Annotated in this window: 20 protein-coding genes; 3 read left to right on the top strand and 17 right to left on the bottom strand. The window is 60.7% G+C overall.

The features are described 5' to 3' along the window. Positions 1–33: 33 nt before the first annotated feature. Both AA0535_RS10570 and AA0535_RS10565 read right to left on the bottom strand, forming a co-directional pair. Positions 34–1,926 (bottom strand): CocE/NonD family hydrolase, encoded by a 1,893-nt coding sequence (locus tag AA0535_RS10570; protein WP_264816045.1) that lies wholly within the window; start codon positions 1,924–1,926, stop codon positions 34–36. Between the two features lie 28 nt (positions 1,927–1,954). Beyond that, the gene (locus AA0535_RS10565) at positions 1,955–4,336 is read right to left on the bottom strand and encodes a TonB-dependent receptor (RefSeq protein ID WP_264816043.1); all 2,382 of its coding nucleotides are present in this window, start codon (positions 4,334–4,336) and stop codon (positions 1,955–1,957) included. Between the two features lie 120 nt (positions 4,337–4,456). On the opposite strand from AA0535_RS10565, the gene AA0535_RS10560 reads away from it, so the two are divergent. Then, complete coding sequence (locus tag AA0535_RS10560) at positions 4,457–5,353, top strand: LysR family transcriptional regulator (RefSeq protein ID WP_264816041.1); 897 nt, start codon at positions 4,457–4,459, stop codon at positions 5,351–5,353. 47 nt (positions 5,354–5,400) lie between these two features. On the opposite strand, the gene AA0535_RS10555 is transcribed toward AA0535_RS10560, so the two are convergent. The 11 genes from AA0535_RS10555 to AA0535_RS10505 all read right to left on the bottom strand — a co-directional run bounded on the left by AA0535_RS10555 (position 5,401) and on the right by AA0535_RS10505 (position 18,451). Next, a complete protein-coding gene (locus AA0535_RS10555) occupies positions 5,401–6,528 on the bottom strand; it encodes a pyridoxal-phosphate-dependent aminotransferase family protein (protein WP_264816136.1) in 1,128 nt (375 codons plus the stop codon). A 41-nt stretch (positions 6,529–6,569) separates the two neighbouring features. Next, positions 6,570–7,820: an allantoate amidohydrolase gene (locus AA0535_RS10550; protein ID WP_264816039.1), complete on the bottom strand. Its 1,251-nt coding sequence runs from the start codon at positions 7,818–7,820 to the stop codon at positions 6,570–6,572. 452 nt (positions 7,821–8,272) lie between these two features. Continuing rightward, complete coding sequence (locus tag AA0535_RS10545) at positions 8,273–9,187, bottom strand: FAD-binding protein (RefSeq protein WP_264816037.1); 915 nt, start codon at positions 9,185–9,187, stop codon at positions 8,273–8,275. A gap of 2 nt (positions 9,188–9,189) precedes the next feature. Next, a complete protein-coding gene (locus AA0535_RS10540; RefSeq protein WP_264816035.1) occupies positions 9,190–9,939 on the bottom strand; it encodes an electron transfer flavoprotein subunit beta/FixA family protein in 750 nt (249 codons plus the stop codon). A 59-nt stretch (positions 9,940–9,998) separates the two neighbouring features. Next, complete coding sequence (locus tag AA0535_RS10535) at positions 9,999–11,642, bottom strand: electron transfer flavoprotein-ubiquinone oxidoreductase (protein ID WP_264816034.1); 1,644 nt, start codon at positions 11,640–11,642, stop codon at positions 9,999–10,001. Positions 11,643–11,666: 24 nt separating this feature from the next. Next, positions 11,667–12,380: a tRNA (guanine(46)-N(7))-methyltransferase TrmB gene (gene trmB / locus AA0535_RS10530; protein WP_264816134.1), complete on the bottom strand. Its 714-nt coding sequence runs from the start codon at positions 12,378–12,380 to the stop codon at positions 11,667–11,669. A 9-nt stretch (positions 12,381–12,389) separates the two neighbouring features. Beyond that, positions 12,390–13,577 (bottom strand): methionine adenosyltransferase, encoded by a 1,188-nt coding sequence (gene metK, locus AA0535_RS10525; RefSeq protein ID WP_062165570.1) that lies wholly within the window; start codon positions 13,575–13,577, stop codon positions 12,390–12,392. Between the two features lie 147 nt (positions 13,578–13,724). Beyond that, positions 13,725–14,468, bottom strand: a complete 744-nt coding sequence (gene dapB / locus AA0535_RS10520; protein ID WP_264816032.1) for a 4-hydroxy-tetrahydrodipicolinate reductase — start codon at positions 14,466–14,468, stop codon at positions 13,725–13,727. A gap of 5 nt (positions 14,469–14,473) precedes the next feature. Beyond that, on the bottom strand, positions 14,474–15,622 hold the full coding sequence (gene dnaJ / locus AA0535_RS10515; protein WP_264816030.1) for a molecular chaperone DnaJ: 1,149 nt from the start codon (positions 15,620–15,622) through the stop codon (positions 14,474–14,476). Positions 15,623–15,815: 193 nt separating this feature from the next. Next, the gene (dnaK, locus tag AA0535_RS10510; protein WP_264816028.1) at positions 15,816–17,720 is read right to left on the bottom strand and encodes a molecular chaperone DnaK; all 1,905 of its coding nucleotides are present in this window, start codon (positions 17,718–17,720) and stop codon (positions 15,816–15,818) included. A gap of 128 nt (positions 17,721–17,848) precedes the next feature. Continuing rightward, positions 17,849–18,451: a nucleotide exchange factor GrpE gene (locus AA0535_RS10505; RefSeq protein ID WP_264816026.1), complete on the bottom strand. Its 603-nt coding sequence runs from the start codon at positions 18,449–18,451 to the stop codon at positions 17,849–17,851. Positions 18,452–18,711: 260 nt separating this feature from the next. Between AA0535_RS10505 and AA0535_RS10500 the strand changes: the two genes are divergently transcribed. Together AA0535_RS10500 and AA0535_RS10495 are read left to right on the top strand one after the other, a co-directional pair. Continuing rightward, positions 18,712–19,425 (top strand): response regulator transcription factor, encoded by a 714-nt coding sequence (locus tag AA0535_RS10500; protein WP_127099644.1) that lies wholly within the window; start codon positions 18,712–18,714, stop codon positions 19,423–19,425. 6 nt (positions 19,426–19,431) lie between these two features. Beyond that, positions 19,432–21,231: an ATP-binding protein gene (locus AA0535_RS10495; RefSeq protein ID WP_264816024.1), complete on the top strand. Its 1,800-nt coding sequence runs from the start codon at positions 19,432–19,434 to the stop codon at positions 21,229–21,231. Between the two features lie 11 nt (positions 21,232–21,242). Here the strand turns inward: AA0535_RS10495 and AA0535_RS10490 are convergent, their stop codons facing one another. The 4 genes from AA0535_RS10490 to otsB form a co-directional block, all read right to left on the bottom strand. Beyond that, complete coding sequence (locus AA0535_RS10490; protein WP_264816023.1) at positions 21,243–21,590, bottom strand: UrcA family protein; 348 nt, start codon at positions 21,588–21,590, stop codon at positions 21,243–21,245. Positions 21,591–22,019: 429 nt separating this feature from the next. Next, on the bottom strand, positions 22,020–22,520 hold the full coding sequence (locus AA0535_RS10485) for a disulfide bond formation protein B (RefSeq protein ID WP_264816021.1): 501 nt from the start codon (positions 22,518–22,520) through the stop codon (positions 22,020–22,022). Then, the gene (locus AA0535_RS10480; RefSeq protein ID WP_264816019.1) at positions 22,517–23,860 is read right to left on the bottom strand and encodes an alpha,alpha-trehalose-phosphate synthase (UDP-forming); all 1,344 of its coding nucleotides are present in this window, start codon (positions 23,858–23,860) and stop codon (positions 22,517–22,519) included. Before AA0535_RS10480 ends, AA0535_RS10485 begins: the two co-directional genes overlap by 4 nt. Then, on the bottom strand, positions 23,860–24,603 hold the full coding sequence (gene otsB, locus AA0535_RS10475; protein ID WP_264816018.1) for a trehalose-phosphatase: 744 nt from the start codon (positions 24,601–24,603) through the stop codon (positions 23,860–23,862). Before otsB ends, AA0535_RS10480 begins: the two co-directional genes overlap by 1 nt. Positions 24,604–24,709: the final 106 nt, after the last annotated feature.

The following is a 24,709-nucleotide window of genomic DNA, read 5'->3' as shown; positions in this document are numbered from 1 at the left end:
CACGTCGCCTGCCGAAAATGTCCTGTGAGGATCTTAATGAAGAGGGGCGTGATCCAGGCCCGGCCCTGCAAGGGCGGTGGGGAGAACAGGCAGGGTGATTGACGAGAGATGTTTCGGGTCGTGCCAGATGATCTGATTGGCAATCACGCCTTTGGCGGCAGTTGCCAGTGGTTCACCCGTGTTCAGATTAGGTGCGAACTGAGGATAGTCGCTGGACGATATCTCCAGCCGGATACGGTGGCCGGGTTTGAAGAGGTTGGAAGTGGGCCAGATCTTGATGTGATATTCAGTGATCTCGTCAGGCGTGATGGGCGTTGGATGCTCGAGCGACACGCGATAGGCGGCTCTGATAATGCCGTTATTCAGATTGATGGCCCGCCCATCCGGGAACACATCGACGAGTTTCGCGGTGAAATCGGTATCCTTGGCGTCTGTTGCGGCGAACAGGGTGACAGTGATCGGACCGGTGACATTCAGAGGTTCGGTCAGAGGTGCGCTTGTGTAGACAAGGATGTCGGGCCTCTGCTCGATTGCAGACTGGTCGAACTGGCCTTGCGGTCCGCCTGTCCACGAGCAGCAGGAATGGCCACCGAGGCTCGGCACCGGGTTGGCCGGGTTATAGAGGAAGTGATCGTTCGGGGCTTTGCTCTCCTTCTGGAGGGTCAGCGTTCCATCACCCATCGAGGCATTGGCGCGCCCCTTACTTCCCAGATACCAGGTCGTGTAGGCTGTTCCCTTGACGGGAAAACTGTCAGCCTCATGCCAGCGATTTTCCCCCATGGTGAAGTAATCGACATGGGGGCCGTCGATATACCCATTTGCCTGACCCTTGAGCACGTGGTCCAGAAACTGCACGGTCAGCTCATTGACGGGACTATTGGCTACCGGACCGATATCCTTGAGCCGCGGGCTCACGATCGCTTCGGGACGTCCCCAGGCGATGTGTTCCCAGGGGCCGATCACAAGCCTCTGGTTATGGCGGGCCTGCTCTGAGCCACCGGATTGCTGCATGCCATTGAAGTTGTTGATCGCCCCGGTCAGGAACGAGTCATACCACCCGTCGAACGCGAGTACCGGTATCTTGACCTTGTCGTAATGGGTTCTGATCTCGAATGCCTTCCAGTAGGCATCGCGCGTAGGATGGGCGACCGTGTCGAAAAAATAGGGTGCGACCTTCGGATCGTCGGGATGCAGGGGAGGAAAACGTCCATAAGGCAGAAAAGTCATCCAGGTCGAAGGGTTCTTGCCATCGGCGTAGAGGGCCTTGGACAAGGCGATGTCACCCCGGTTTGCAGCAGCCGATGAAGCGATCGTATCCAGCATCCATGGTTCTATGAAGGCGAGACGGAAAGCACCGTCCTCATAGCTCCACCCGTCATAGTAATCATCGCCCGTGTTGGACGGGATGATGGCTTTCAGTGCCGGAGGGCTTGCGGTTGCTGCGAGCCATTGCGTGGCCCCTACATAAGAGGACCCATACATCGCGACCTGGCCATCGGCACCGGGCAAGGTGGAGGCCCATTGCACGGTGTCGTAGCCGTCATCGCGGTCGTAACGATATTCATAGAAAACGCCGGAAGATTTTCCCTGGCCGCGTATGTCCTGGATAGCCACGATATAGCAGTGAGAGGCGAACCATTGAGGGCTTTCATATCGTGAGGGCTGAACCTGCGCTGCCTCCTTGCCGTATTGTGTGCGCATGAGGAGGACCGGTACCTTCTTGTCAGTCATCGGTGTGTAGATATCGGCGCGCAGGATCGTGCCGTCGCGCATTTTTGCCGCGACATCGCTACGTTTGGTCACCTTGCATTGACCGCTCCCCTGACCGCTCGGCCAGGAGGCGGCATGAGCCTGCGACACGCTGATGACGATGGCAGGAAACAGGATGGTGGATACAGCAAGCCGGGCGAAAAACGGTCTGGCCATGGGAAGGTAAACTCCTGAAAGGCTGAAATCAGAAACCGGTGGTCAGGGATGCGATAGCGGCAATACCGCCCGCACTGAGATACAGCGGGGAGGAGCCCGCAATCGTGGTGCCGTAGATGCCTTTTGTCGGCTTCGCATTGTTCGAGATGCTCTGGAATCCGGAGAGATAGTTCTTGGCCCCCAGATTCACGACATTGAGCTGTAGCTGCGGATGATTCGCGAACCAGAGCTGACGCAGGCGGTAGCCCAGCGTGATATTTGCCGTTTCGTAAGCCGGGATTTTCTCGTCATTCATGATCGTCGCGTATTGGGAGCCGACATAGGAGAAGAGAAAATTGCCGAATATCGTGCCGTCATCGTAGGAAAGCCCGAGAGCTGCCGAAAATGCCGGACTTTGAACAGCACGCTTGCCGCGTGTCGGTAGAAGATCACCTGCCACGGCGATGTTGTTGTCTGTCGTGGCATGGAGATATTGCGCCGAGACATAGGGGCTCCAGTGATGCCAGGGGCGGAGGCCGATCTCACCCTGTATTCCGCGAGAGGTCTTGCCTCCGGCCTCGATGGGTGAGGGAAGCGGGATGCCGTTGATATACTGTGACGAGGTGATCTGGTTATTGGTAATGTTGTAATTGAACAGGGAAACCGAGATATTCACAAGACTATAGTGACGGTAGCCGATCTCCTCACCAATTGAGTACTCACCCTTGAGAGAACGCTGCTGCGATGCCGGGATCGGGCTTGAGGTCGAGAAGACTTCGCCATAGACCTGCACGGAAGCCGGTGCGCGATACGCCGTCGTGCCATCGATATAGATCTGGTCATGCGGCGTGATCTGATAGCTCGCCGAGACCTGGGGGAGAGGCTGGGCGTAGCTGGCACCCACCCGGTAGCGCGTGACGCCGGGGATAAGATTTGTGGCGGCGCGGGTGATCATCAGGTAGCGCAGCCCGGCTTCGAGAACCAGTTTGTCGTCAAGCAGATTGAGTGTGTCCTCGATGAATATCTCGTTCATCTGATGAACGAAATTCATGTCGAGGGTTCTATATTGCCGGCCGCCAGGCAGAGAGATCGTATATTTGTTATAGTAGTTCGCGATATTGCCCTGCCTGTCGACGGGGGCATAATAGATCGGTTCCTCTAGGGCTATATAATTATAGATATAGCCCAGACGTGCTGTGTTATGGCCGCGATGCCAGCTCAGTGCGGTATTGAGGAATCCCGTCTTCTGGGGAACGGGGTTGATGCTGAGCGCAGTCGTGCGTCCATTGATCTGGTCGGGCAGATTGAAATTCGTGATGGGCTGATTGCCGAAATAGGAGCCCTTGTTCGCGATCGAAACGCCACCGAAATAGAACTCCGAGTAGTTCATGTAAGCGGGTGTCACATCCAAGGTGAGCTCATGACTGAGCCTGAGCTTCACTGGCGCAATAAGCACGGTTGAGCGGCGCTGATACTGCCTCAGCCCAACCCAGTTCGTATTTCCAGGGCTGTAGGTTTTGTCGTAGTTGAAGGAATTGCCGTACTGCTTCCATTGCGCCAGCGTCATGGGCCGATAATTGGCCTGTTGCCAGTTATCGTAGGAGAAGGTCAGCCCGGCGCTGCTGCCTTCCCCCCAGTTCCTGATAAGCTTGGAGTCCACATGGAATTTGCGGAAATCACCTGATCCGCGCCACTGGTCATTTGTCGTGGATGAGAACGAGGCAAAGCCCTTGATACCGCTATGGCCGATCTCGCCCGTATCGTAGCGGATGAATTCGCGTTCGAGCGATTTGGAGCCGTAGCTCAGGCTGGCCGTGCCACCTCTCCTGTCCAGCGGGCCACGCAGGCCGATCGTGACCAGACCGCCGACATCGTTATAGACCGGTGCGCCAATATCGGGTGCTCCCTGCGCCACGGTCACGGACTGGATATTGTCGGTATCCACCATCGCCTGCACATAGGGCGTATAATTGATCGAGTCATTGATCGGTATGCCCTCATACACGAAGCCGATTTCTGCCTGCTGCAATCCCCGTATGGACATGGCTGTGCTCGATTGGCCGAGCGGATCCGTGCTTGCGGAGATCACGCCGGGAAGGGCGGAAATCATAGCGATGGCGTTGCTTGTGGGCGCCTGTTTGGCGATGAAATCGCGTGTGATGGCACTTTGCGCTCCAGCTTTCGTCTGACGGGCCATAAGCCCGCCTCCCGGTGTCGTATTGGTCACGCCATTGGCGCTGCGTATGCCGCCACGCACCGAGACCTCCTCCGGTTCGCCCGGTCCCGTTACCGGGGCGATGGTCTTAGGCGGGATGGAATTTCTGTGGCGGGGCTTCTCATGATCTTTCGCGGGTGCAGCATGGGCGATGGCCGGGATTACCGCGAGCGTGAGCAGGGCAAGCCCCGCAAATGCAGTTGAGCGTGGCATCATGACGAACCTCATCGGACAGGGTTTCAGGCGCCTTATTTCCCGATGATCGTTTCGGTTTGGAAACGCATTGTCAAATTTGCTTATTTTTGTTTACTTATAATTCTCATGAATATGCCTCGCATGGACTTCAATCTGGCGCAGTCCTTTCTCGCCCTGTGGCATGAACGCAGTGTGAGCAAGGCGGCGTTGCGTCTGTCTCTCACGCAACCCGCTGTGAGTGCGGCCCTGAGACGGCTCCGTGCCCTGTCTGATGACCCGCTTTTCATCAGGACACCGCAGGGGATGCAGCCGACGATACGCGCTGTAGCCATGGCGCCTATCATAGAGGAGAGCCTGAGACGCCTGCGCGAGGCCCTGGGTCAGGCGGATCCCTTCGATCCGTCCTTGTCTCGGCGTCACTTTGTGATCGGCTGCGACAGCGGGCTCGATTATCGGCTGGCGCCCGCCTTGACGCAAAAGCTTCGGCAGATGGCGCCTGGTCTGTCACTGAGTTTCCGCGCAATCCCGCCGGACGGGCTGGAGACAGCGTTTCATAAACGTGAAATCGATCTGGGCGTGACGGCTCATCAGGGTACACATCCGGACTGCATTGCGTCTTCGGTCGGTCCGCTTGTCATGGAATGTGTAGGCTCGGATCTGGCGGGATTATCCGACAAGACGATGAGCATCGCCGAACTATGCAGTTTCGATCATGTGCTGATCGAACATGCGCGACGATTCAGCCGCTTCGATCATGCGCTCAGGGGACTAGGCCATGAAAGGAGGGTAAGCGTGACGGTACCGAGCTTCGGTCACATACCGCCTTTCCTGTACCAGCCAGGTATTGTGGCGATCGTTCCCCATTATATCGCTCAGGTATTTTGCGGCCTGTCCGCTCTGCAAAGGGCGCCGCTCCCGGAGATCATGGAGACGATGACGATAAGACTGCTCGTTCCTTCCCTCTCTGCCGCCGATACCGCGGTGGTGTGGATGAGAGGGATCATCCAGAGAGAGCTCGAGACATGGTGGCCGGTCTGAGAAGGGACCGGCCTTTCGTCATGTTCTCAAAAAGACCAGATTTCCTGTCAGGACTCGCTTTCCAGAACGGCTTTGAGAGCGGCGAGGGTGAGGCGTACCTTGTGCTGCTCGGCGTTGTATCCCATTGCGCCAAGACGCCAGATCTTGCCCATGAGGGGGCCGAAGGCGGTACCGATCTCGATCTGATACTCGTCGCGCATACGGGTGCGCACCCGCTCCCCATCGACGCCCTTGGGGATATACACCCCCGTGACATTGCTCATGCGATAGGCGTCCTGCCCGTAAAGGGTGAGGCCGAGGCCGCGCAGCCCCTCAGCCATGGCCTTGCCTGCCGCAACATGACGGGCAAAGCGGTTATCCAGCCCCTCTTCCAGCGCCAGACGGGCGCATTCCCGCGCAGCGTAGAGCATGGAGGTGGCTTCGGTATGATGGTTCAGCCGCTTTTCGGACCAGTAATCCATGATCATGGCCAGATCGAAATAGTTGGAGCGAATGAAGGGACGCGTGCCGTCGCTGATATCGTCACGGCGAATGCCGCTTTCGACCTTGCGACGCGAGAAGATGAATTCGGCAGCGCGGTCGGAAATGGTGATGGGCGCGCTGCCCGGCGGCCCGCCCATGCATTTCTGGAGCCCGGCCGATATCACATCGATCTGCCATTCATCGGTGCGGACGGGCATACCGCCAAGGGTCGCCGTGGCATCGACATAGGAAAGCGCTCCATATCGACGGCATAGCGCTCCTACGCCTTCGAGCGGCTGGGCTGTGGTGGTGGAGGTATCGCCGTGAATGGCCGCGAAGACGGCGGGACGATGTTCCGCCAGGGCGGCTTCGATCTGATCCAGGGTCGCGACCTGGCCCCATTCGAGATTGATCGTGGCAATCTCGGCGCCCAGACGCTCTGCAATCTCGCCCAGCAACATGCCGAACCGGCCCGAGCGGATGAGCAGCACCTTGGCTCCCGGTTCGATCAGCGACGTCAGGGCGGCCTCGATACCGGCGCGGGCAGAGCCGTCGATCAGGAAGGTCCAGCGGTTTTCTGTCATGAAGACCTGGCGATAAAGCGCCATCGTCTGGTTCATGTAGTCGGTCATCTCAGGGTCGAACTGCCCGAGCATATCGGCACCCATGGCGCGCAATACGCGCGGATGCACATTGATGGGGCCAGGCCCCATCAACAGGCGCTGGGGCGGATCGATTTCACCGAAAAAACTGCTCACATCGTGTCTCCCAGTCGCGTCACGAAAGTTACCATGGTCTGAAAAGCGGCCTCGACATCGTCATTTTCGACGGATTCCGCAGGGTTGTGACTGATCCCGCCCTTGCAGCGGATGAACAGCATGGTCATGGGGGCAAGGTGAGCCATGATCATCGCGTCATGACCGGCCTGGCTGAGCAACATGGGCGGAGTGACGCCCAGCCTTTCCTCGACCGCTTTGCAGAGCAATCCGGTCAGGCGCTCATCGCAAAGCGCGCCGGTCAGGTCCTGGATGCGTTCGATGTCCAGACGGACCTGACGCCTGACGGACAGAGCCTGCAGCATGTCGCTGATCTGCTGGGCTGCATTTTCTCTTACGCCCGGCGTGACGGCACGGATATCGATAGTGAAACCCACGCTCCCCGGCACGATATTGGGTGCGCCATTCTCGACACTCAGCCACCCGACCGTGGTGACCAGATCGACCGGGTCCCGCTGGCCGATGGCCTCGATGGCGGCAATGGCCTCGGCCGCGGCGGCAAGGGCGTCACGACGTTCATGCATGGCGGTACCGGCGTGATCGGCCTGCCCGGTCAGGGTGACGCGATAGCGATACTGAGAGGCGATGCCACGTACGAGGCCCAGAGGCAGGTCGGCGCGCTCAAGGTGCGGGGCCTGTTCGATATGGGCTTCCAGATAGGCCAGCACATTGTTTCGTTTTGCTGTGCCGAAACGGGAAGTGGCGAGACCCCAGTCCGACAAGGCTGCACGCAGTGTCGTACCATCGCGATCAACCACGCTGTCATCGATAGACTGAGCCAGTCCGGCCGCCGAGCGTGAGCCCATCATGTAAGTGGGAAAGCGCGAGCCCTCCTCATCCCCGAAGCCGATGATCTCGAGCGCAAAGGGAAGCCTCAGCCCCCGACTATGGAAATAGGCGACGGTCTCGATACCCAGCGTCACGCCAAGCATGCCGTCATAGCGCCCGCCATCGCGCACGCTGTCGACGTGAGAGCCGATCAGCAGCACAGGCGCATCCGGATGCGCCCCGGCATAATGGCCGATGATGTTCCCGGCGGCATCGGTCTCGACGCTCATCCCGGCCTCATCCATCCACTGGGCCAGACGACCGAGCGTTGCCCTGTGAGCCGGGCCGAGATAGGGGCGGAAAAGCCCGTCGCTCTGGTCGCTATAGGGAGCAACGCCGAGTTCGTCGCAACGGCCCCGGGCCCGCGCGCCACCTGCCTGAATGTCCATCATCTGGGTCATGTATACAAGCATGTCCCATGCAGCGCGGAAAAACAATCGAAAGCTGTCCCGCAGGAAAGATTCGGTTCTGTCAGAGCCGATTGGGTTTGTAAGGCGATGCGGTGTCGCGGCGATTATGGTGAGGCCATGAGTGCGCTTGCTCGCGATATGGATTGTGGTGGCCCACAAACAGATCGGCTCGGTACTGTCTCATGGGAAAGCGACGTCAAGCCGCGTATCGTCGGTATGACCGGCCAATCCCCGGGCAGGGCTGACGCGGGCAAGAATCGTCGCCGCTTGGCGCGGTGGCTGGGCTGGTAATTGGCGAGACTGGGGGGAAGCCCTCTTCATGCGTGGTGCATCCGAGCGGACAGGGGAAAGTGTGGTGCCTCGGCATGGTGGCTTGCCAGGATGATCTGGCCGTAGAGACGCGAACCTGCCTCGTTGAACGTGAGGCAGGTTCCGGGGGCCGATCAGGCGCCCAGTTCAGCCTTGAGTTGCGGCAGAACTTCGAACAGATCGCCCACGAGACCATAATCGGCCACGCTGAAGATCGGGGCTTCGGGGTCCATGTTGATCGCCACGATCACGCGGCTGTCCTTCATCCCTGCCAGATGCTGGATGGCTCCGGAGAGTCCGACAGCGATATAGAGATCCGGTGCCACGATCTTGCCGGTCTGACCGACCTGCATCTCGTTCGGGGCAAATCCGGCATCCACCGCTGCGCGCGACGCGCCGATGGCAGCGCCCAGCTTGTCGGCCACAGGCTCGAGCAGCTTGAAATTGGCCGCGTCCTTCAGACCACGCCCACCCGAGATCACCACACGGGCGGATTCCAGTTCGGGGCGGTCGGAATGGGTCAGCTCAATCCCGACATACGCGGCGTCAGGCACCTCGACAGCCGCCGAAACGGCTTCGATCGGCGCCGAGGCGTCGCCCAGCGTGGCGGCCTCGAAATTGGCGTTACGCACGGTCAGTACCTTGATTGCATCGCGCGACCGCACGGTAGAAAGCGCGCTACCTGCATAGATCGGACGCACGAAGGTATCGGCATCGATGATCTCGACCACCTCGGTGATCGGCTGCACATCCAGCAGACCAGCCACGCGGGGCAGGGTGTTCTTGCCATAGGCGGTCGCGGCGGAAACGATGTGATCGTAATCCTTGGCGCGATCTGCAATCAGGGCGGCAATGCACTCGGCCAGATGCGGTGTGGAGTCCGCATGAAGAACGCGGGTGATCCCCTCGATCTTCGCGGCTTCCTGCGCGCCTTCAGCACCGATCAGCAGCACATCGACAGCACCGAAATGGCGGGCGGCGGCAACGGCGGAAAGGCTTGCCTTCTTGATGGCGGCGCCTTCGGCTTCGATCAGAGCCAGAGTTGTCATGATCAGATCACCTTCGCTTCGTCACGCAGCTTGCCGACCAGTTCGGCAACGCTCGACACCTTGATACCCGCCTGGCGCACGGGCGGCTCAACCACCTTGATCGTCTCCAGACGCGGCGTGATATCCACGCCCAGCGTATCGGCAGCGATGGTCTCGAGCGGCTTTTTCTTGGCCTTCATGATGTTGGGCATGGTGGCATAGCGCGGCTCGTTGAGGCGCAGATCGGTGGTGACCACGGCCGGGAGTGCCAGACGCACGGTCTCGAGTCCGCCATCGGCTTCACGGACCACGGTGATGCGCCCGTCTTCGACGGCAACCGAGCTGGCAAACGTGCCCTGCGGCCAGTTGAGACGTGCCGCCAGGATCTGGCCGGTCGCATTCATGTCGTCATCAATGGCCTGCTTGCCCATGATGACCAGACCGGGATTTTCGCGATCTACAATGGCCTTGAGCAGCTTGGCGACAGCTAGCGGCTCCAGTTCGGCATCGGTCTGCACCAGAATGGCACGATCGGCACCCATGGCCATGGCCGTACGCAGAACGGGCTGGGCCTCGGCCACGCCGATGGTCACCACCACGATTTCGGAGGCAGCGCCTTTTTCGCGAAGCCTGACGGCTTCTTCGACAGCAATTTCATCGAAGGGATTCATCGACATCTTCACGCCTTGCGTGTCGACGCCGCTGTTATCGGCCTTGACGCGGGGCTTGATGTTGTAATCCACCACCCGCTTGACCGGGACCACTATCTTCATCTGTTTCTCGCCGATCCTGGAATTTGTCGTCAGGGTTCATACCTTATTGCGACTCAAAATCACATACCGACAGGATAATTCGGTCCACCGGCCCCTTCGGGCACACACCAGTCGATATTCTGCGTCGGATCCTTGATGTCGCAGGTCTTGCAGTGCACGCAGTTCTGCGCGTTGATTTGCAGGCGCATGGTGCTGTTTTCCTCCAGCGCCTCATACACACCGGCCGGGCAGTAGCGGCTTTCAGGTGAGCGGAAAATGCCCCAGTTGACCGGCAGCCATGTCGACGGGTCACGCAGTTTCAGGTGGACCGGCTGGTCCTCCTCATGATTGGTGCCCGACAGGAACACCGATGAGGTGAGATCGAAGGTCAGCGTGCCATCCGGCTTCGGATAGGTAATGGGTTTGCACTGCTCGGCAGGCTTGAGCGCTTCATGATCCGTATGACGGAAATGCAGCGTCCAGGGCGCGCGGCCACGGAAAATCAGGCTGTCGATCCCGGCATAGAGCGCGCCAAGGCGATTGCCCCAGCGGGCAAAGGCGGGGCGCACATTGCGGGCCTCGAACAGCTCCTTGAACAGCCAGGAACTCTTGAAGCGACGCGTATAGCTCGTGGCCTCGCAAGGGCCCTCGCCCCCCAGCGCCTCGGCCACGGCTTCGGCAGCCAGCGTGCCGGATTTCATGGCCGTATGCGTGCCCTTGATCTTGGGCATGTTCAGGAAGCCTGCGGAATCACCCGCCAGAACGCCACCCGGAAAAGACAGACGCGGCAGAGACTGGAAGCCACCCTCTGACAGCGCGCGCGCGCCATAGATCAGACGGCGACCGCCTTCGAGATGCTTCGCAAATTCAGGATGGGTCTTGAGGCGCTGCATCTCCTGAAAGGGAGAGAGCCAGGTATTGCTGTAATCCAGCCCGGTGACAAAACCATAGGAGACGAGGTTCTCACCAAAATGATAGAGCCAGGCGCCGCCATAGGTGCCGTCATCCATCGGCCAGCCGAAGCTGTGCTGCACGAAGCCGGGCTTGTGCTTCTCGGCCGGGATTTCCCAGACTTCCTTGATCCCCAGCCCATAGGTCTGAGGGTCCACACCCTGACGCAGATTGAACTGCTTCATCACGCGCTGGCTGATCGAGCCGCGCACGCCCTCGGTCAGGATGGTCTGTTTAGCCCGCAGGATCATGCCGGGTGCGAAGTTCGGCCCCTGCTCGCCTTCACGCGTGACGCCCATATCGCCGGTGATGACACCGCACAGGCGGCCATCCTCGATATAGGGCTCGGCGGCGGCAAAGCCGGGGTAGATCTCGACACCCATTTCTTCGGCCTGTGCGCCGAGCCAGCGGCAGACCTCGCCCAGGGACACGACATAATTGCCGTGATTGGCCATGGCAGGCATGAGCTTGTCGATGAAGGGTATGGCGAAGCCACGCTTTTCGGTCAGGAAAAGCACTTTTTCTTCCGTCACCGGGGTTTTCAGCGGTGCGCCGCGTTCCTGCCAGTCGGGGAAGAGCTCGGACAGGGCGCGGGGTTCGATCACCGCACCGGAGACGATATGCGCTCCGATTTCGCTGCCTTTTTCAACGAGGCAGATCGTGGCTTCCGGCATGAGCTGACGCAGTCGGATGGCGGCGGAAAGCCCGGCGGGCCCCCCGCCGACGATCACCACGTCGAATTCCATTTCCTCGCGTTCGATTTGCGTGCTCATGCGGTGTTCCGATCCAACTCGGTATCAGGCACCGCGGCGCGTGAACGTCCAGTAGAACGGCACGCGGCCTTCGCGGTAGGCCTTGGCTTCATAGCGTGTGGGTGACCAGTCTTCGGGGCGCTCGCCTTTGGCAGGCGGGGGCGCATCGAACAGATCCTGCGCGCCCATGATCTCGAACACCCAGTCCTGATAGACGGGATGATCGCTTGCAACGCGCCAGACGGCGCCGGGCTTCAACAGGCGGGCCAGTTCGCGAATATTCTCCGGGTGGATGAAGCGACGCTTGGCATGGCGTGCCTTGGGCCACGGATCGGGGAACATCAGATAGGCGCGGTCGAGACAGCCATCGGGCAGGGATTTCAGAAGCTGACGCGCATCATCGGGCCAGATACGGAAATGATCCGGCGGGGTGATCGTGTCCTCTTCGCCTTCCGGCACGATGCGGGACATGAGCGAGCACAGCCCGTTCTCGAAAACCTCGGAGGCAATATAGCCGACATCCGGGTTGTGCTGCGCCTGGTCGAGCGCGTGCTCGCCGCCGCCGAACCCGATTTCAAGCCAGACGCCCTGAACAGGAGCGCCGGTGAAGGCCGCCTGCGGGTTGGCGGCCTGATCGGGATTCAGACGGAGCCTGGGCAGTGCCTCGTCGAGAAGGCGCTGCTGGCGAGCACGGAGCGGGTGCCCGCGCTGGCGGCCATAAAGCCGCTCAGGCTGGGACTTGAGAGAGGTGTCAGACAGTTGGGGACCTCAGCGGTTGAGGGCACCGCGCAGCGAGCTGACCAGATCGGTCTGCTCCCACGTGAAGTTGTCCAGCACCGGATCGGGCACGCGACCGAAATGGCCATAGGCCGAGGTCGGCACATAGATCGGACGGTTCAGGCGCAGATGCTTGCGGATGCCGCGCGGCGAGAGATCGACCATTTCGTTCAGCAGCTTGCCGAGACGGGCTTCGTCGATATCCTTGCCCGTGCCATCGAGATCCACATAGACCGAGAGCGGCTTGGACACGCCAATGGCGTAGCTGAGCTGGATGGTGCAGCGATCGGACAGACCGGCAGCAACCACGTTCTTGGCCAGGTAGCGCGCGGCATAGGCAGCCGAACGGTCAACCTTGGTGGGGTCCTTGCCCGAGAAGGCGCCGCCGCCATGGGGGGCTGCACCACCATAGGTGTCGACAATGATCTTGCGACCCGTCAGGCCGGCATCGCCATCGGGACCACCGATCACGAAGTTACCCGTCGGATTGACGTAGAATTCTTCTTCCGGGCACATCCAGCCTTCCGGCAGGACTTCACGAACCACTTCGCGCAGCATTTCGCGAATGGTGTTCTGGCGCATGCCCTCGATATGCTGCGTCGAGATCACGACCGACGTCGCGCCAACGGGCTTGCCATCGACATAACGCAGCGTGACCTGGCTCTTGGCATCCGGCAGCAGGCCGACGCCCAGAGCATGGCCGCTCTTGCGGTAGTCACGAACCTTCTCGAGGATCGACTGCGCGTAATAGAGCGGGGCCGGCATCAGGTGCTCGGTCTCGCGGGTAGCGAAGCCGAACATGATGCCCTGGTCACCAGCGCCTTCATCCTTCTCGCCGGCGCTATCGACGCCAACTGCGATGTCGGCGGACTGCGCGTGCAGCAGGGAGGTGATTTCAGCGTTCTTCCAGGAGAAACCTTCCTGGTCGTAGCCAATATCCTTGATGGCGTGACGGGCGCGCTCGATCAGCAGCTCGCTGGTGATCGACGCCGGGCCACGGACTTCACCGGCCAGAACGACGCGGTTGGTCGTGCAGAGGGTTTCGCACGCAACACGGGCTTCCGGGTCGGCCTCGAGATAAGCGTCCAGAACGGTGTCGCTGATCCGGTCGGAGACCTTGTCCGGATGACCTTCAGAAACGGATTCCGATGTGAAGAGAAATTCGCCGTAGTTACGCACTCAGGGACCTCGCAGGGAATGAGTGAAAGAAAGGAGAGCGGACGCGCGATAACCTGCGCTCGACCCGCAAGAGAGGGCTGTCCTTAGAGGCATTGAGCCACAGGGGTCAAGCGTTTGTTATGTTGCAGTACGGGAAGTGAAGCCTGATCAGGCTTCGAATATTTCCGTCATGGTGTAGAGCCCTGCCGGTTTACCAGCCAGCCATCGCGCCGCCTTGACCGCACCCTGTGCAAACACGCGACGGTCGAAAGCGCGATGCGACAGGGTGATCTGTTCCGTGCCCGACGTCAGGATCAGGCTGTGCTCCCCCACGATCTGCCCGGCACGCAGTGAGGCGAAACCGATTGCCCCTTCGCCGCGCAGTCCGGAGCGATCGATCTCGGTCACATTGGCCAGAGCGACATTGCGCCCCTCTGCAAAACGCTCGCCAATGGCCAGAGCCGTACCTGAGGGGGCATCGCGTTTCTGACGATGGTGGGTCTCAAGGATTTCCGCATCATATTCATCGGCAGGCAGCCTGGCGCCCAGCTGACGCGCCAGATCGAGCAGGAGCGTCAGGCCAGGAGCGAAATTGGCGGCCTTGAGCACCGGAATGGTCAGGGCGGCCTGCGTGATTGCCGCTTCCTGCGCGGCATCGAACCCGGTTGTTCCGATCACCCAGGCGCATCCCGCTCTGGCAAAGGCCTCGGCATGGGCGCAGGTGGCCTCCGGGCTGCTGACATCGATCACCACATCGCATCGATCCGCCAGTATCGCGGGATCCGTGACGATATGACGGGCAGGATCCGCCTGGCGCGACAACCCTCCTGCCAGATCGAGGCGGGAAGCCACGACTTCCTCGGCGCAGAGTGCGCCCAGACGGCCTGTTATGCCCGCGATGCCGATACGCATGGGTGTTACTTTCCTTCGAAGAAGTCCCGGACCTTGGCGAAGAACCCGGTATGTTCCGGATTGGCCTTTTCCTGATCCTGTGTCTCGCCTGCCTCGGCCTCGAACTCTTCCAGCAATTCGCGCTGGCGTGGGCTCAGATGATGCGGGGTTTCGACGGCGACCTGAATATACATGTCACCACGCGCGCTCGAACGCAGGACGGAGAAGCCCTTGCCGCGCAGTCGGAAATTCTCGCCCGATTGCGTCCCGGCAGGGATTTTCACCTTGGCGCGGCTCCCATCGATGACAGGGACCTCGATCTCGGTCCCGAGCGCAGCCTGCGTCATGCGCAGCGGCACGCGGCAATAGATATTGGCCCCGTCGCGCTGGAAGATGTCGCTGACGCCCACGGCAACATGCACGTAGAGATCGCCGGGCTGCACGCCGCTGCCACCGGCCTCGCCCTCGCCCGTCAGGCGAATGCGCGTACCATCCTCGACGCCGGCGGGAATGGCGATATCGAGAGAGCGGGTCTGCTCTGTCGTGCCAGCGCCCTTGCAGCTCTGGCATGGATTGCGCACGACCTTACCCGAGCCCTTGCAGGTGGGGCAGGGACGCTCGACCAGAAAGAAGCCCTGCTGTGCCCGCACAGCGCCTGCGCCGTGACAGGTGGGGCAGGTGGCGTCGGAAGGATTGCTGTCGGCCGAACCCGTGCCATGACAGCTCTCGCAGGTCACGCGTGTACGGATTTCAACTGGCTTCTTGACCCCCGCATAGGCCTCGCTCAGCGAGATCTCGACCTGAACCTGGATGTCGTTGCCCGTGCGGCGGCGACCGCCCCCGCCGCGACGACCGCCCATCATGTCGCCGAACATCTCGAAGATATCGTCGAGACCTCCGCCGCCAAAGCCACCGAAGCCGCCGCCCATACCGCCCATGCCCCCGTTTTCGAAGGCGGCATGACCGAAGCGGTCATAGGCAGCGCGTTTCTGTTCGTCTTTCAGAACATCATAGGCTTCGTTGATTTCCTTGAACTTGTGCTCGGCGGTTTCATCGCCCGGATTACGATCGGGATGAAAACGCATGGCCTGCTTGCGATAGGCTTTTTTCAGCTCATCGGCAGAGGCCGTGCGGGAGACTTCGAGAACGGCGTAGAAATCGATCTTGGTGGCCATGGGAGTCCATCCTGGTGTCGAGAGGCAGCGGATCAGGGCTCTGCAAGGCAGAGGGGCGATCTAGGCGGGGGGGGCGCGCTATCCGGATCGAAAGATGACCCGAATGCCGAAACGCCCGCCCTCCCGAGGGAAGGACGGGCGCTGCGAGAAACATGCCTTCAGGGAGAGGGTGCTACCTCTCCCATTCGGGTGATCAGTGCTTCTTGTTGTCGTCCACGTCCTCGAAATCGGCATCGACGACGTTTTCATCCTTGGCAGCATGAGCCTCGCCACCAGCGGCGCCCTCTTCTGCCTGGCCGGCGGCGTAGACAGCCTGACCGATCTTCATGGCCGACTGCGTCAGACGCTCGGTAGCGGATTTCAGCGCCTCGACGTCCGTGCCGTTCATGGCCTCGCGCACGGCAGCCACAGCGGACTCGGCTTCGGCCTTGTCTGCGGCAGGCACCTTGTCACCGGCTTCCGTCAGCGACTTCTCGGTCTGATGGATCAGGGCCTCGGCGTTGTTACGCTGCTCGACCAGCTCGCGCTTGACCTTGTCCGCCGTGGCATTGGCCTCGGCTTCCTTCACCATGCGGTCGATATCGGCATCGTTCAGACCACCAGAAGCCTGGATCTTGATCTGCTGTTCCTTGTTGGTCGCCTTATCCTTGGCCGACACATTGACGATGCCGTTGGCGTCGATGTCGAAGGTGACCTCGATCTGCGGCACGCCACGCGGGGCCGGGGCAATCCCGGTGAGGTCGAAATTGCCGAGCAGCTTGTTGTCTGCCGCCATTTCGCGCTCGCCCTGATAAACCTTGATGGTCACGGCGTTCTGGTTGTCTTCCGCGGTCGAGAAGGTCTGGCTCTTCTTGGTCGGGATCGTCGTGTTGCGATCGATCAGACGGGTGAAGACACCGCCCAGCGTCTCGATACCCAGCGAGAGCGGGGTCACGTCGAGCAGCAGAACGTCCTTGACGTCGCCCTTGAGCACGGCGCCCTGAACAGCGGCACCAATGGCCACGACTTCGTCAGGGTTGACGTTGCGGGCGGGTTCCTTGCCGAAGAACTGCTTAACCGTCTCGATGACCTTCGGCATACGCGTCATGCCACCGACGAGAATGACTTCGTCGATTTCAGCCGGGGTAACCGAGGCGTCCTTGAGAGCCGCACGGCACGGGCCAAGCGTACGCTGGACCAGATCATCCACCAGGCTTTCCAGCTTGGCACGGCTCAGCTTGACCACGAGATGCTTCGGACCCGAGGCATCGGCCGTGATGAAGGGCAGGTTGATTTCGGTTTCCTTGGAAGAGGAAAGCTCGATCTTGGCCTTCTCGGCGGCTTCCTTCAGACGCTGCAGGGCAAGCTTGTCGCCACGCAGGTCGATACCCTGGTCGCGCTTGAACTCGTCTGCCAGGTACCCGATGATGCGGTTATCGAAGTCTTCACCACCGAGGAAGGTGTCACCATTGGTGGACTTCACTTCGATCACGCCGTCAGAGATCTCGAGGATCGACACGTCGAACGTGCCGCCACCCAGATCGTAAACGGCAACCGTGCCGGAATCGCGCTTGCCAAGGCCATAGGCCAGAGCGGCTGCCGTCGGCTCGTTGATGATACGCAGCACCTCAAGACCGGCGATACGACCTGCATCGCGCGTTGCCTGACGCTGGGCGTCATTGAAGTAGGCCGGAACCGTGATGACGGCCTGGGAGACGGTCTCACCGAGATAGGCCTCGGCGGTTTCCTTCATCTTGCCCAGAACGAAAGCGGAGATCTGCGACGGGGCGTAGTTTTCGCCACGAGCGCGCACCCAGGCATCGCCGTTATCGCCACGTACGATCTCGTACGGGACCATTTCCTTGTCCTTGGCCACGGTCGGGTCGTCGAAACGACGGCCGATCAGGCGCTTGACGGCATAAAGCGTGTCGGAAGGGTTGGTGACGGCCTGACGCTTGGCGGCCTGGCCCACGAGACGCTCACCATTATTGGTGAAAGCGACCATGGACGGCGTGGTGCGGGCGCCTTCGCTGTTTTCGATAACCTTGGTCTCATCGCCTTCGCGGATCGCGACGCAAGAGTTCGTGGTGCCAAGGTCAATACCAATGACTTTGCTCATACTCAGTCCTTTCAGCGGCGTCGTCCGGCCCATTCAGGCACCGGGCAACGCCCTTGTTTTCGTCTCCCTGCCTCGGCAGGGGCGGGTTACCCATAAAATCTAGGAGCGTGCAGCGAGCGTTTCAACCCTCATTCTGCTGCTTTGTTGCCGCCCTTGGCGACGACGACCATAGCCGGCTTGAGTAGACGGCCATGAAGGGTCCAGGTCGGGGTCCAGGCCTGCATGACCGTACCGTCCTGATGTTCGTCGCTCGGCTGTTCTGCCATGGCCTGATGCAGGTTGGCATCGAAGACCTCACCTACCGGGTGCTGGCAGGTAATGCCGTTACGCTCGAGGATGCCGAGGAAGGAGCGCTCCGTGCTCTCGAAACCTTCACGCAGCTTGGCCACAAGCCCTTCTTCCCCGTCAACCTTTGCCGGCAGTGAAGCGAGACCGCGCTGCAGGTTCTCGGCGGCTTCAACCACGTCACGGGCGAATTTCTGGACGGCATACTGGCGGGCATCTTCCACCTCACGCTTGGCGCGTGTGCGGTAGTTCTGCATCTCGGCTTCAGAACGCATCCATTTGTCGCGGAATTCCTCGACCTGGGCCTCGAGCTCGGCAATGCGGGCTTCGGGTGTCTGGGCACCGGTCTCGGTCGTGGTCCCGGTTGCGGCTTCTGTCGCTGCCGCGTCGGGCGTTTCGGTTTGCGCGCTGTTCTGGGCGTCGTGCTGCGCGTTTTCAGTCGTCATCGTGGTCGCAACCTCGAAAAATCGGGCCCGGTCGAACCGGGCGGCAAAGGGTCGGCTCCCGCGTACTCCCCCTTGGCGGGGCGAGCGTGACCGCTGGAAGCCACGAAAGACACCGATCGGCCATCCCGGGATGTCCGACCGTTTTCGACTGCCCCGTCTTGGGCGCAGCCGCGTGGTAAGATATAGGTGGCTGTGACAAGCCATATGCCAACCCCCCTCGTATTGGCAACAGGCAGAAATTGAAGGCGGATGCATCGCGCATGGAGACGACAAAGCACACGATCGCCCTGGTGGATGATGATCGCAATATCCTGACTTCGGTCCAGATGACTCTCGAAGCCGAAGGGTTTGTCGTGCACACCTATACCGATGGCGAGGCCGCTCTTCAGGGTATTCTGGCGCGCCCTGTCAGTCTTGCGGTGCTCGATATCAAGATGCCGCGCATGGACGGGATGGAGCTGCTGCAGCGCCTGCGCGCCCGCTCTTCCCTGCCCGTCATTTTCCTCTCTTCCAAGGACGAGGAGCTCGACCAGCTCATGGGGCTGCGCCTCGGAGCCGATGACTACATCACCAAACCCTTTTCACAGCGCCTGCTACTGGAGCGTATCCGGGCCCTGCTGCGCCGTCAGGACGCCAGCCGCGCCGAGGGAAGCGGGACATCGGGTGCGGGAGCGGCCATCGTTCGTGGCAGTCTGACGCTGGATGAGACGCGTCATCAGTGCCTGTGGGCCGGTCAGGACATCATGCTGACCGTCACCGAGTTCCTTCTGGTCAAGGCGCTGGCGCTGCGTCCCGGCATGGTGAAGTCACGCGACCAGTTGATCGATGCCGCCTATGGCGAAAACATCTATGTCGATGACCGCACCATCGACAGCCATATCAAGCGCGTGCGCAAGAAGTTCAGGCAGATCGACGATAACTTCAACCAGATCGAAACGCTGTACGGCATAGGCTATCGCTACAAGGAAGACTGATCGGTCATGCCGGAGCGTGAATCTCTCGGGCGTCGGACGAGACGCGGCTCTCCCGGCTTGATGACGCAGGCGATGCGCCGTCTGCGCCGTCGCTCCCTGCGGCATGGGGATACGCTGGCGCTCGAGGCCGAACGCGACGGCAGGAAAACGGCACGCCGGTTCAGGCTGCCGCGCTTTGCCTCGCCGCTCATGCGGCGGATCTTCTTGCTCAATACGCTGCCCCTGGCCATTCTCGCCGTCACGCTGCTTTTTCTGAACGATTTCCAGAACAGCCTGCTCGAAACCGATGTGAATGCCCTGCGTGAGCAGGCCCATATCTACGCTGCGGCCATGGGGCAGATTGCCGTTGTGCGCGATCCGGCCCGTCATCCTTTCCCCGGGGCCGAATTCATGCTCGACGGGGTGCAGGCCCGACCGCTGCTCCTGCGTCTGACCGAGCCGAGTCCGAATGTGCGTGCGCGTCTGGTGGGGCCGGACGGGACACTCGTGGCCGACAGTTTGAACGAGGCGGCTCTGGTGCGCCGCGACCGCAAGGGACAATCCGGTGCAGGCGAGCCTGCCCCACCGCCGCGCTGGCAACCGCCGCGCAATAACGGAATCGAAATTGCCTATGAGTGGCTGCTTTCCCTGCTGCCACTCTCTTCCCGTGAGGGGATCGTCACGCTCGAGGCGCAGGACAGTCCGCCCCCGCTGCGCTCTGCGGGGGAGTATCGCGGTGCCGAGGCTGCTCCCTATATCCGCCGCACGCAGGATCATGAGCTGGTGATCACCGTGGCCGAGCCGGTCATTCATGACGGGCAGACTGTTGGCGTCATCCAGCTCACCCGTCAGGCTCAGGAGGTAGATCGTTCCCTTTTTGCCGTGCGGTCTTCCATCCTGTCGCTGTTTCTGGCGGCCATGGCCGTGACGGTTCTGCTCTCCTGGTATCTGTCGATCACCATTGCCCGTCCGCTGCTGCGTCTGGCCGTCGCCTCGCATGACATGCGTGATGTTGCCGGGCGTGCCGATACCGTGCCGGAATCCCTGCTGGTGCGTCGCGATGAAATCGGCGTGCTGGCCCGGGCGCTGCGCGGATCGGTGCTGGCACTCTGGGCGCGCATGGATGCGATCGAGCGTTTTGCCGCCGATGTCAGCCATGAAATCAAGAATCCGCTTTCCTCCATACGGTCGGCCATCGAGACCTTGCCGCGTATCGAGAACCGTGAACGTCAGACGCGGCTGCTGGCCATCATCAATAATGACGTGCGTCGTCTGGACAGGCTGATCACCGACATTGCCGATGCGAGCCGAATCGATGCGGAACTCTCGCGTACCCGTTCAGAGCCGGTCGCGGTGGGTATGCTTCTTTCGATCCTGACGGAGATGCATCAGACCACGCGCAAGCCTGAAGACGCGATCCTCATCCTCGACGATTCCCATGACGATGCAGCGCATCCGCTGCGGGTTCTGGCCGTGGAAGACCGTCTGGTTCAGGTGCTGCGCAACCTGATTGGCAATGCCATTTCGTTCTCGCCCCCACGCGGGCATATTACCTTGTTCATGCGCCCTGAAGAGCGTCAGATACGGATCACGGTGAGTGATGAGGGGCCGGGTATTCCGCCACTCAAGCTTGAGGATATTTTCGACCGCTTCTATTCGGAGCGTCCCCAGACCGAGAACTTCGGTCAGCATTCAGGTCTGGGCCTCGCCATAAGCCGTCAGATCATCGAGGCCCTTCATGGCACGCTTCATGCCGAAAACCGGTATGATGAAGCGGGTCGTATCATTGGCGCCCGCTTCGTGGTCCTGTTGCCTCGCGCGCTCTAGCGCCGATCGTCTCACGAACGGGCCAGACGGGTCTGGTCTGCCACCATGCGGCGGGCATAGATGTTGCGCATCTGCTGGACGCCGTTTTCATAGGCAGCCTGGGTGCAATCCTCGACATCGGCCTCGCGACGATCGCTTGCAGCCGTGTCACGCTCGCAGATATCGGCGGCCTTGGCATGGATGGCGTCAGCAACGCGGTTCCAGTCGCGGTCTGATTTCAGATTGACGTGAGAGACATCGATCTGGGCGCTCTGGTTCGGGCTTGCCGTCGCGACAACCTGATCCTGTGCAAGAGCCGGCTGGGCGGCAAGAGCGATAACGGTGGTAGCGGCGGCGATGGACTTGGCGAAAGTGAACATGATCGAGATCCTTGTCTGCCTCCGAACCCTCTGCCCGGTGGCTTGATCATGCTCTTGCAAATGCCGTGCCAAACTCTGAATGGCGTGCTTTCTCGCGTATTTTTCCTGATCAACGAAGAAATTATGGGCGATGAAATTCATTAAGTGGCGACAATTCACCGCATGTGGCGAAATCTCTCACATGCGACAGCAGACGCAGGGGTATGTCGATCATTTATCGGCAGCGAGGTTCACTCGCGAAGAAGCTGGATCCGGCTTTTTCGTGACGTCAGGGCGTTAGTTTGCGACGTGAGAATCTATGGGCGCGCCCATGAATGCGTCCGCTGGCGAAAGCTGGCGCAAAAATGCGAGCATCGCAGCGCGAGACATCGTATCAAGAGCGCTTCTGACGCGCCTTCTCTATCCGATGCACTCTGTCTGCAGGGGCGCTTAGCGGGCAGCGCGCCATTGGCGGGCTTGAAGCACCACGCTGTAGCTGACGATGATGAAGAGGATGGCCGCTGCAATGCCACCGAGCACAGTCATCGAGACTGGCAGATTGAAAATATAGGTCGGGTCATCGCAGGGTTTTGCGGGACGAAGAGGCATGCTGGCCATGCGATCATGAAAGCTCGCTCCGGCGCGAAAGACGGGAGCATGGCAGGCGGGGAGAGGGCTCTCCCACCATTTCTGTTCCACGCCATTATGCACGCCCGCCAGCATGACGGCGGCAGCGAGAGCGGGCAGGGCCAGTACCGTAGCCCAGAAGCCCACTGTACCGGGGATAAGCAGCGCGAGAACACCCAGAAACGCAATGAACCGCCAGGGCGCGCGCTCGATCAGGCAGAGTTCGCAGGGGGCGTATCCCAGAACGTGTTCCGCCCACCAGGCGATGCCGATGGCGGCCATACCGGCAAGAAACATCAATCCACCGGTCAGTCGCGCGATCATCCCTGTCTTTCGGTCTCTCTGAGCATATCCAAGAAGCGATCGGCCCAGTTGGCAGCGGTATTCTGGGTCACATCGCGATACAGAGCCTGCCAGCGTCTCTGCCGCTCTTCAAGACTCATTGTGATACCGGCATGGATCGCATCGGCAATGCCTTCATGGTCATAGGGATTGACCATGAGAGCCTGCTCCATTTCGGGGGCCGCGCCTGCGAGCGAGGAGAGGATCAGAGCCCCGGGATCATCCGCATTCTGGGCCGCGACGAATTCTTTCGCGACAAGGTTCATCCCGTCACGAAGCGGCGTAACGAGGGCGACATCGGCGATGCGATGGAACCCGGCGAGAACCTCACGTGGGACGGACTGCGTGAGATAGCGGATGGGCGACCAGTCGAAATTGCCATGCATGGCGTTGATGTGCCCGGCCATTTCATCGAGTTCGCGACGCAGGGCACGATAACTGGCAACACCGGCGCGCGAGACAGGGGTGATCTGAAGCAGAACCGTCTCGCCCTTGTGCTCGGGATAGCGGTTCAGGAAGGTTTCGTAGCCGTGGATACGCTCTGGAATACCCTTGGAGTAATCGAGACGATCCACACCCAGAATGAGCTTGCGTCCGCGAAGTGAGGCATGAAGACGCTGCACCTCTTCTGCCATGACGTTACGAACGGCCTGTTCGCCGAACTCGACCGGATCGATACCGATGGGGAAATGGGTGGCGCGGTTGGGCAGGTTATTCGCCTCGAAGCAGCCATCCATGTTGCGGGCGTCTTCCTCGGTCTGGACGCCAATCAGGTCATAGGCTGCCATCTCGCGCAGCATTTCCTCGGCGCAGGGCAGAACGCGCGTGACGCTCCAGGGCGGAAAGGGAATATGCAGAAAGAAACCGATCTTGGCCTTCACCCCCCGGCGGCGCAGTTTCGCGCCCAGCGGGAAGAGGTGGTAATCATGGATCCAGATCGTGTCATCATCGCGCAGAAGTGGAACAAGCTGGTCGGCGAAAAGTGCGTTGACCTCGCGATAGACCTGATAATCGATCCGTTTGTAATCGATGATCCCGATACGATAATGGCAGAGCGGCCACAGCAGGCCATTGGAGAATTTCTCGTAGAAATGCTCGTACTCGCTGCGCGTCAGGTCGATGGTGGCGTAAGTGCAGCTCTCATGCGTATCGAGCTTGGGCGTCTGTTCCTTGGACTGGCTCGTATGGCGGCCGGACCAGCCGAACCACAGGCTCTCTGTGCCACGTACGGCGTCTCGTACGCCAACGGCGAGCCCCCCGGCAGGCTGGCTGCGCTCTCGAGGGGCAGGAACACGGTTGGAAACGACAACGAGGCGACCCATCAGGCAGTCTCCACATAATGAGCGAGCCATGAACGGAACGCGTGAGCAGTCGGAAAATCGTCGGGGATGAGATAGCCCATTCCGCCAAGCGCCCTGGCAGCGCTGATGCCGTCCCGGTCGGTCACATCGTCACCGACAAAAAAGGGCACACGACCGGCAAAAGGAGGCTGAGCCATGAGAGCCTCAACGGCCTTGCCCTTGTGAATACCCGCCAGACGGATTTCCCACGCCATCTTGGAGGGATGGATTTCGAACACATCCTGTCCTGAGAGCCAGGTCTCGATGGCATGCCGGAATGGCTCTTCCGCCTCCGGGCAGGCGCGATAATGCAGCACCAGACCGGCTTTCTTGTGTTCGACGGAGGTGTCGGGGTGACGCCCTATCAGGGTATGAGCCTCATCGATCCAGTCGCGGGGAAGGGGCGCGGCGGTCACGGGCTCTTCCGCGCCATCCAGGCTGCGCCTCAGGGTCAGGCCGTGTTCGCCGGCGACCGCGGTGGGAATGCCTGGCAGGAAATGATCGATCTGCTCGATGGGGCGCCCGGTCACGATGGCCAGCGCCCCGCCACAAAGGTCCCGCAAACGCAGAAGCGTGTCGGTCAGGCCGGGTTCGAGTTTGACGGAGGCAGGTGTCGGCGCAATATCGACCAAAGTCCCGTCGAAATCGAGCAGGAATGCAGCGCGCTCCACAGGGGGCGCAACAGGGCCGGATGACAGCGAAGCCGTGGGAGAGGGGGTTGTCATGGTTCTGATAACTTCCTCATTGATACGCGGTTGCACCGAAATACAGGCACAGTCGTGTTATCGGATGGAAATCTGATCAGAATATGGTCGGAATGCCTGTTGCGTG

This window comes from Asaia krungthepensis NRIC 0535 (assembly GCF_025995175.1).
GTDB lineage: Bacteria > Pseudomonadota > Alphaproteobacteria > Acetobacterales > Acetobacteraceae > Asaia > Asaia krungthepensis.
The sequence above is the reverse complement of the archived record's forward strand: the minus strand, read 5'-3'. Positions and strand labels throughout refer to the sequence as shown.

What these genes read in the sequence shown, in the direction of transcription:
- AA0535_RS10555 (WP_264816136.1), bottom strand. Translation starts at nt 6,528, where the DNA reads ATGGGGCCTGGCCCCATCAATGTGCATCCGCGCGTATTGCGCGCCATG.
- AA0535_RS10565 (WP_264816043.1), bottom strand. Translation starts at nt 4,336, where the DNA reads ATGATGCCACGCTCAACTGCATTTGCGGGGCTTGCCCTGCTCACGCTC.
- AA0535_RS10545 (WP_264816037.1), bottom strand. Translation starts at nt 9,187, where the DNA reads ATGACAACTCTGGCTCTGATCGAAGCCGAAGGCGCCGCCATCAAGAAG.
- dapB (WP_264816032.1), bottom strand. Translation starts at nt 14,468, where the DNA reads ATGCGTATCGGCATCGCGGGCATAACAGGCCGTCTGGGCGCACTCTGC.
- dnaJ (WP_264816030.1), bottom strand. Translation starts at nt 15,622, where the DNA reads ATGGCCACCAAGATCGATTTCTACGCCGTTCTCGAAGTCTCCCGCACG.
- AA0535_RS10500 (WP_127099644.1), top strand. Translation starts at nt 18,712, where the DNA reads ATGGAGACGACAAAGCACACGATCGCCCTGGTGGATGATGATCGCAAT.
- AA0535_RS10550 (WP_264816039.1), bottom strand. Translation starts at nt 7,820, where the DNA reads ATGACCCAGATGATGGACATTCAGGCAGGTGGCGCGCGGGCCCGGGGC.
- AA0535_RS10505 (WP_264816026.1), bottom strand. Translation starts at nt 18,451, where the DNA reads ATGACGACTGAAAACGCGCAGCACGACGCCCAGAACAGCGCGCAAACC.
- AA0535_RS10560 (WP_264816041.1), top strand. Translation starts at nt 4,457, where the DNA reads ATGGACTTCAATCTGGCGCAGTCCTTTCTCGCCCTGTGGCATGAACGC.
- AA0535_RS10540 (WP_264816035.1), bottom strand. Translation starts at nt 9,939, where the DNA reads ATGAAGATAGTGGTCCCGGTCAAGCGGGTGGTGGATTACAACATCAAG.
- AA0535_RS10480 (WP_264816019.1), bottom strand. Translation starts at nt 23,860, where the DNA reads ATGGGTCGCCTCGTTGTCGTTTCCAACCGTGTTCCTGCCCCTCGAGAG.
- AA0535_RS10570 (WP_264816045.1), bottom strand. Translation starts at nt 1,926, where the DNA reads ATGGCCAGACCGTTTTTCGCCCGGCTTGCTGTATCCACCATCCTGTTT.
- AA0535_RS10490 (WP_264816023.1), bottom strand. Translation starts at nt 21,590, where the DNA reads ATGTTCACTTTCGCCAAGTCCATCGCCGCCGCTACCACCGTTATCGCT.
- AA0535_RS10495 (WP_264816024.1), top strand. Translation starts at nt 19,432, where the DNA reads ATGCCGGAGCGTGAATCTCTCGGGCGTCGGACGAGACGCGGCTCTCCC.
- AA0535_RS10485 (WP_264816021.1), bottom strand. Translation starts at nt 22,520, where the DNA reads ATGATCGCGCGACTGACCGGTGGATTGATGTTTCTTGCCGGTATGGCC.
- dnaK (WP_264816028.1), bottom strand. Translation starts at nt 17,720, where the DNA reads ATGAGCAAAGTCATTGGTATTGACCTTGGCACCACGAACTCTTGCGTC.
- otsB (WP_264816018.1), bottom strand. Translation starts at nt 24,603, where the DNA reads ATGACAACCCCCTCTCCCACGGCTTCGCTGTCATCCGGCCCTGTTGCG.
- AA0535_RS10535 (WP_264816034.1), bottom strand. Translation starts at nt 11,642, where the DNA reads ATGAGCACGCAAATCGAACGCGAGGAAATGGAATTCGACGTGGTGATC.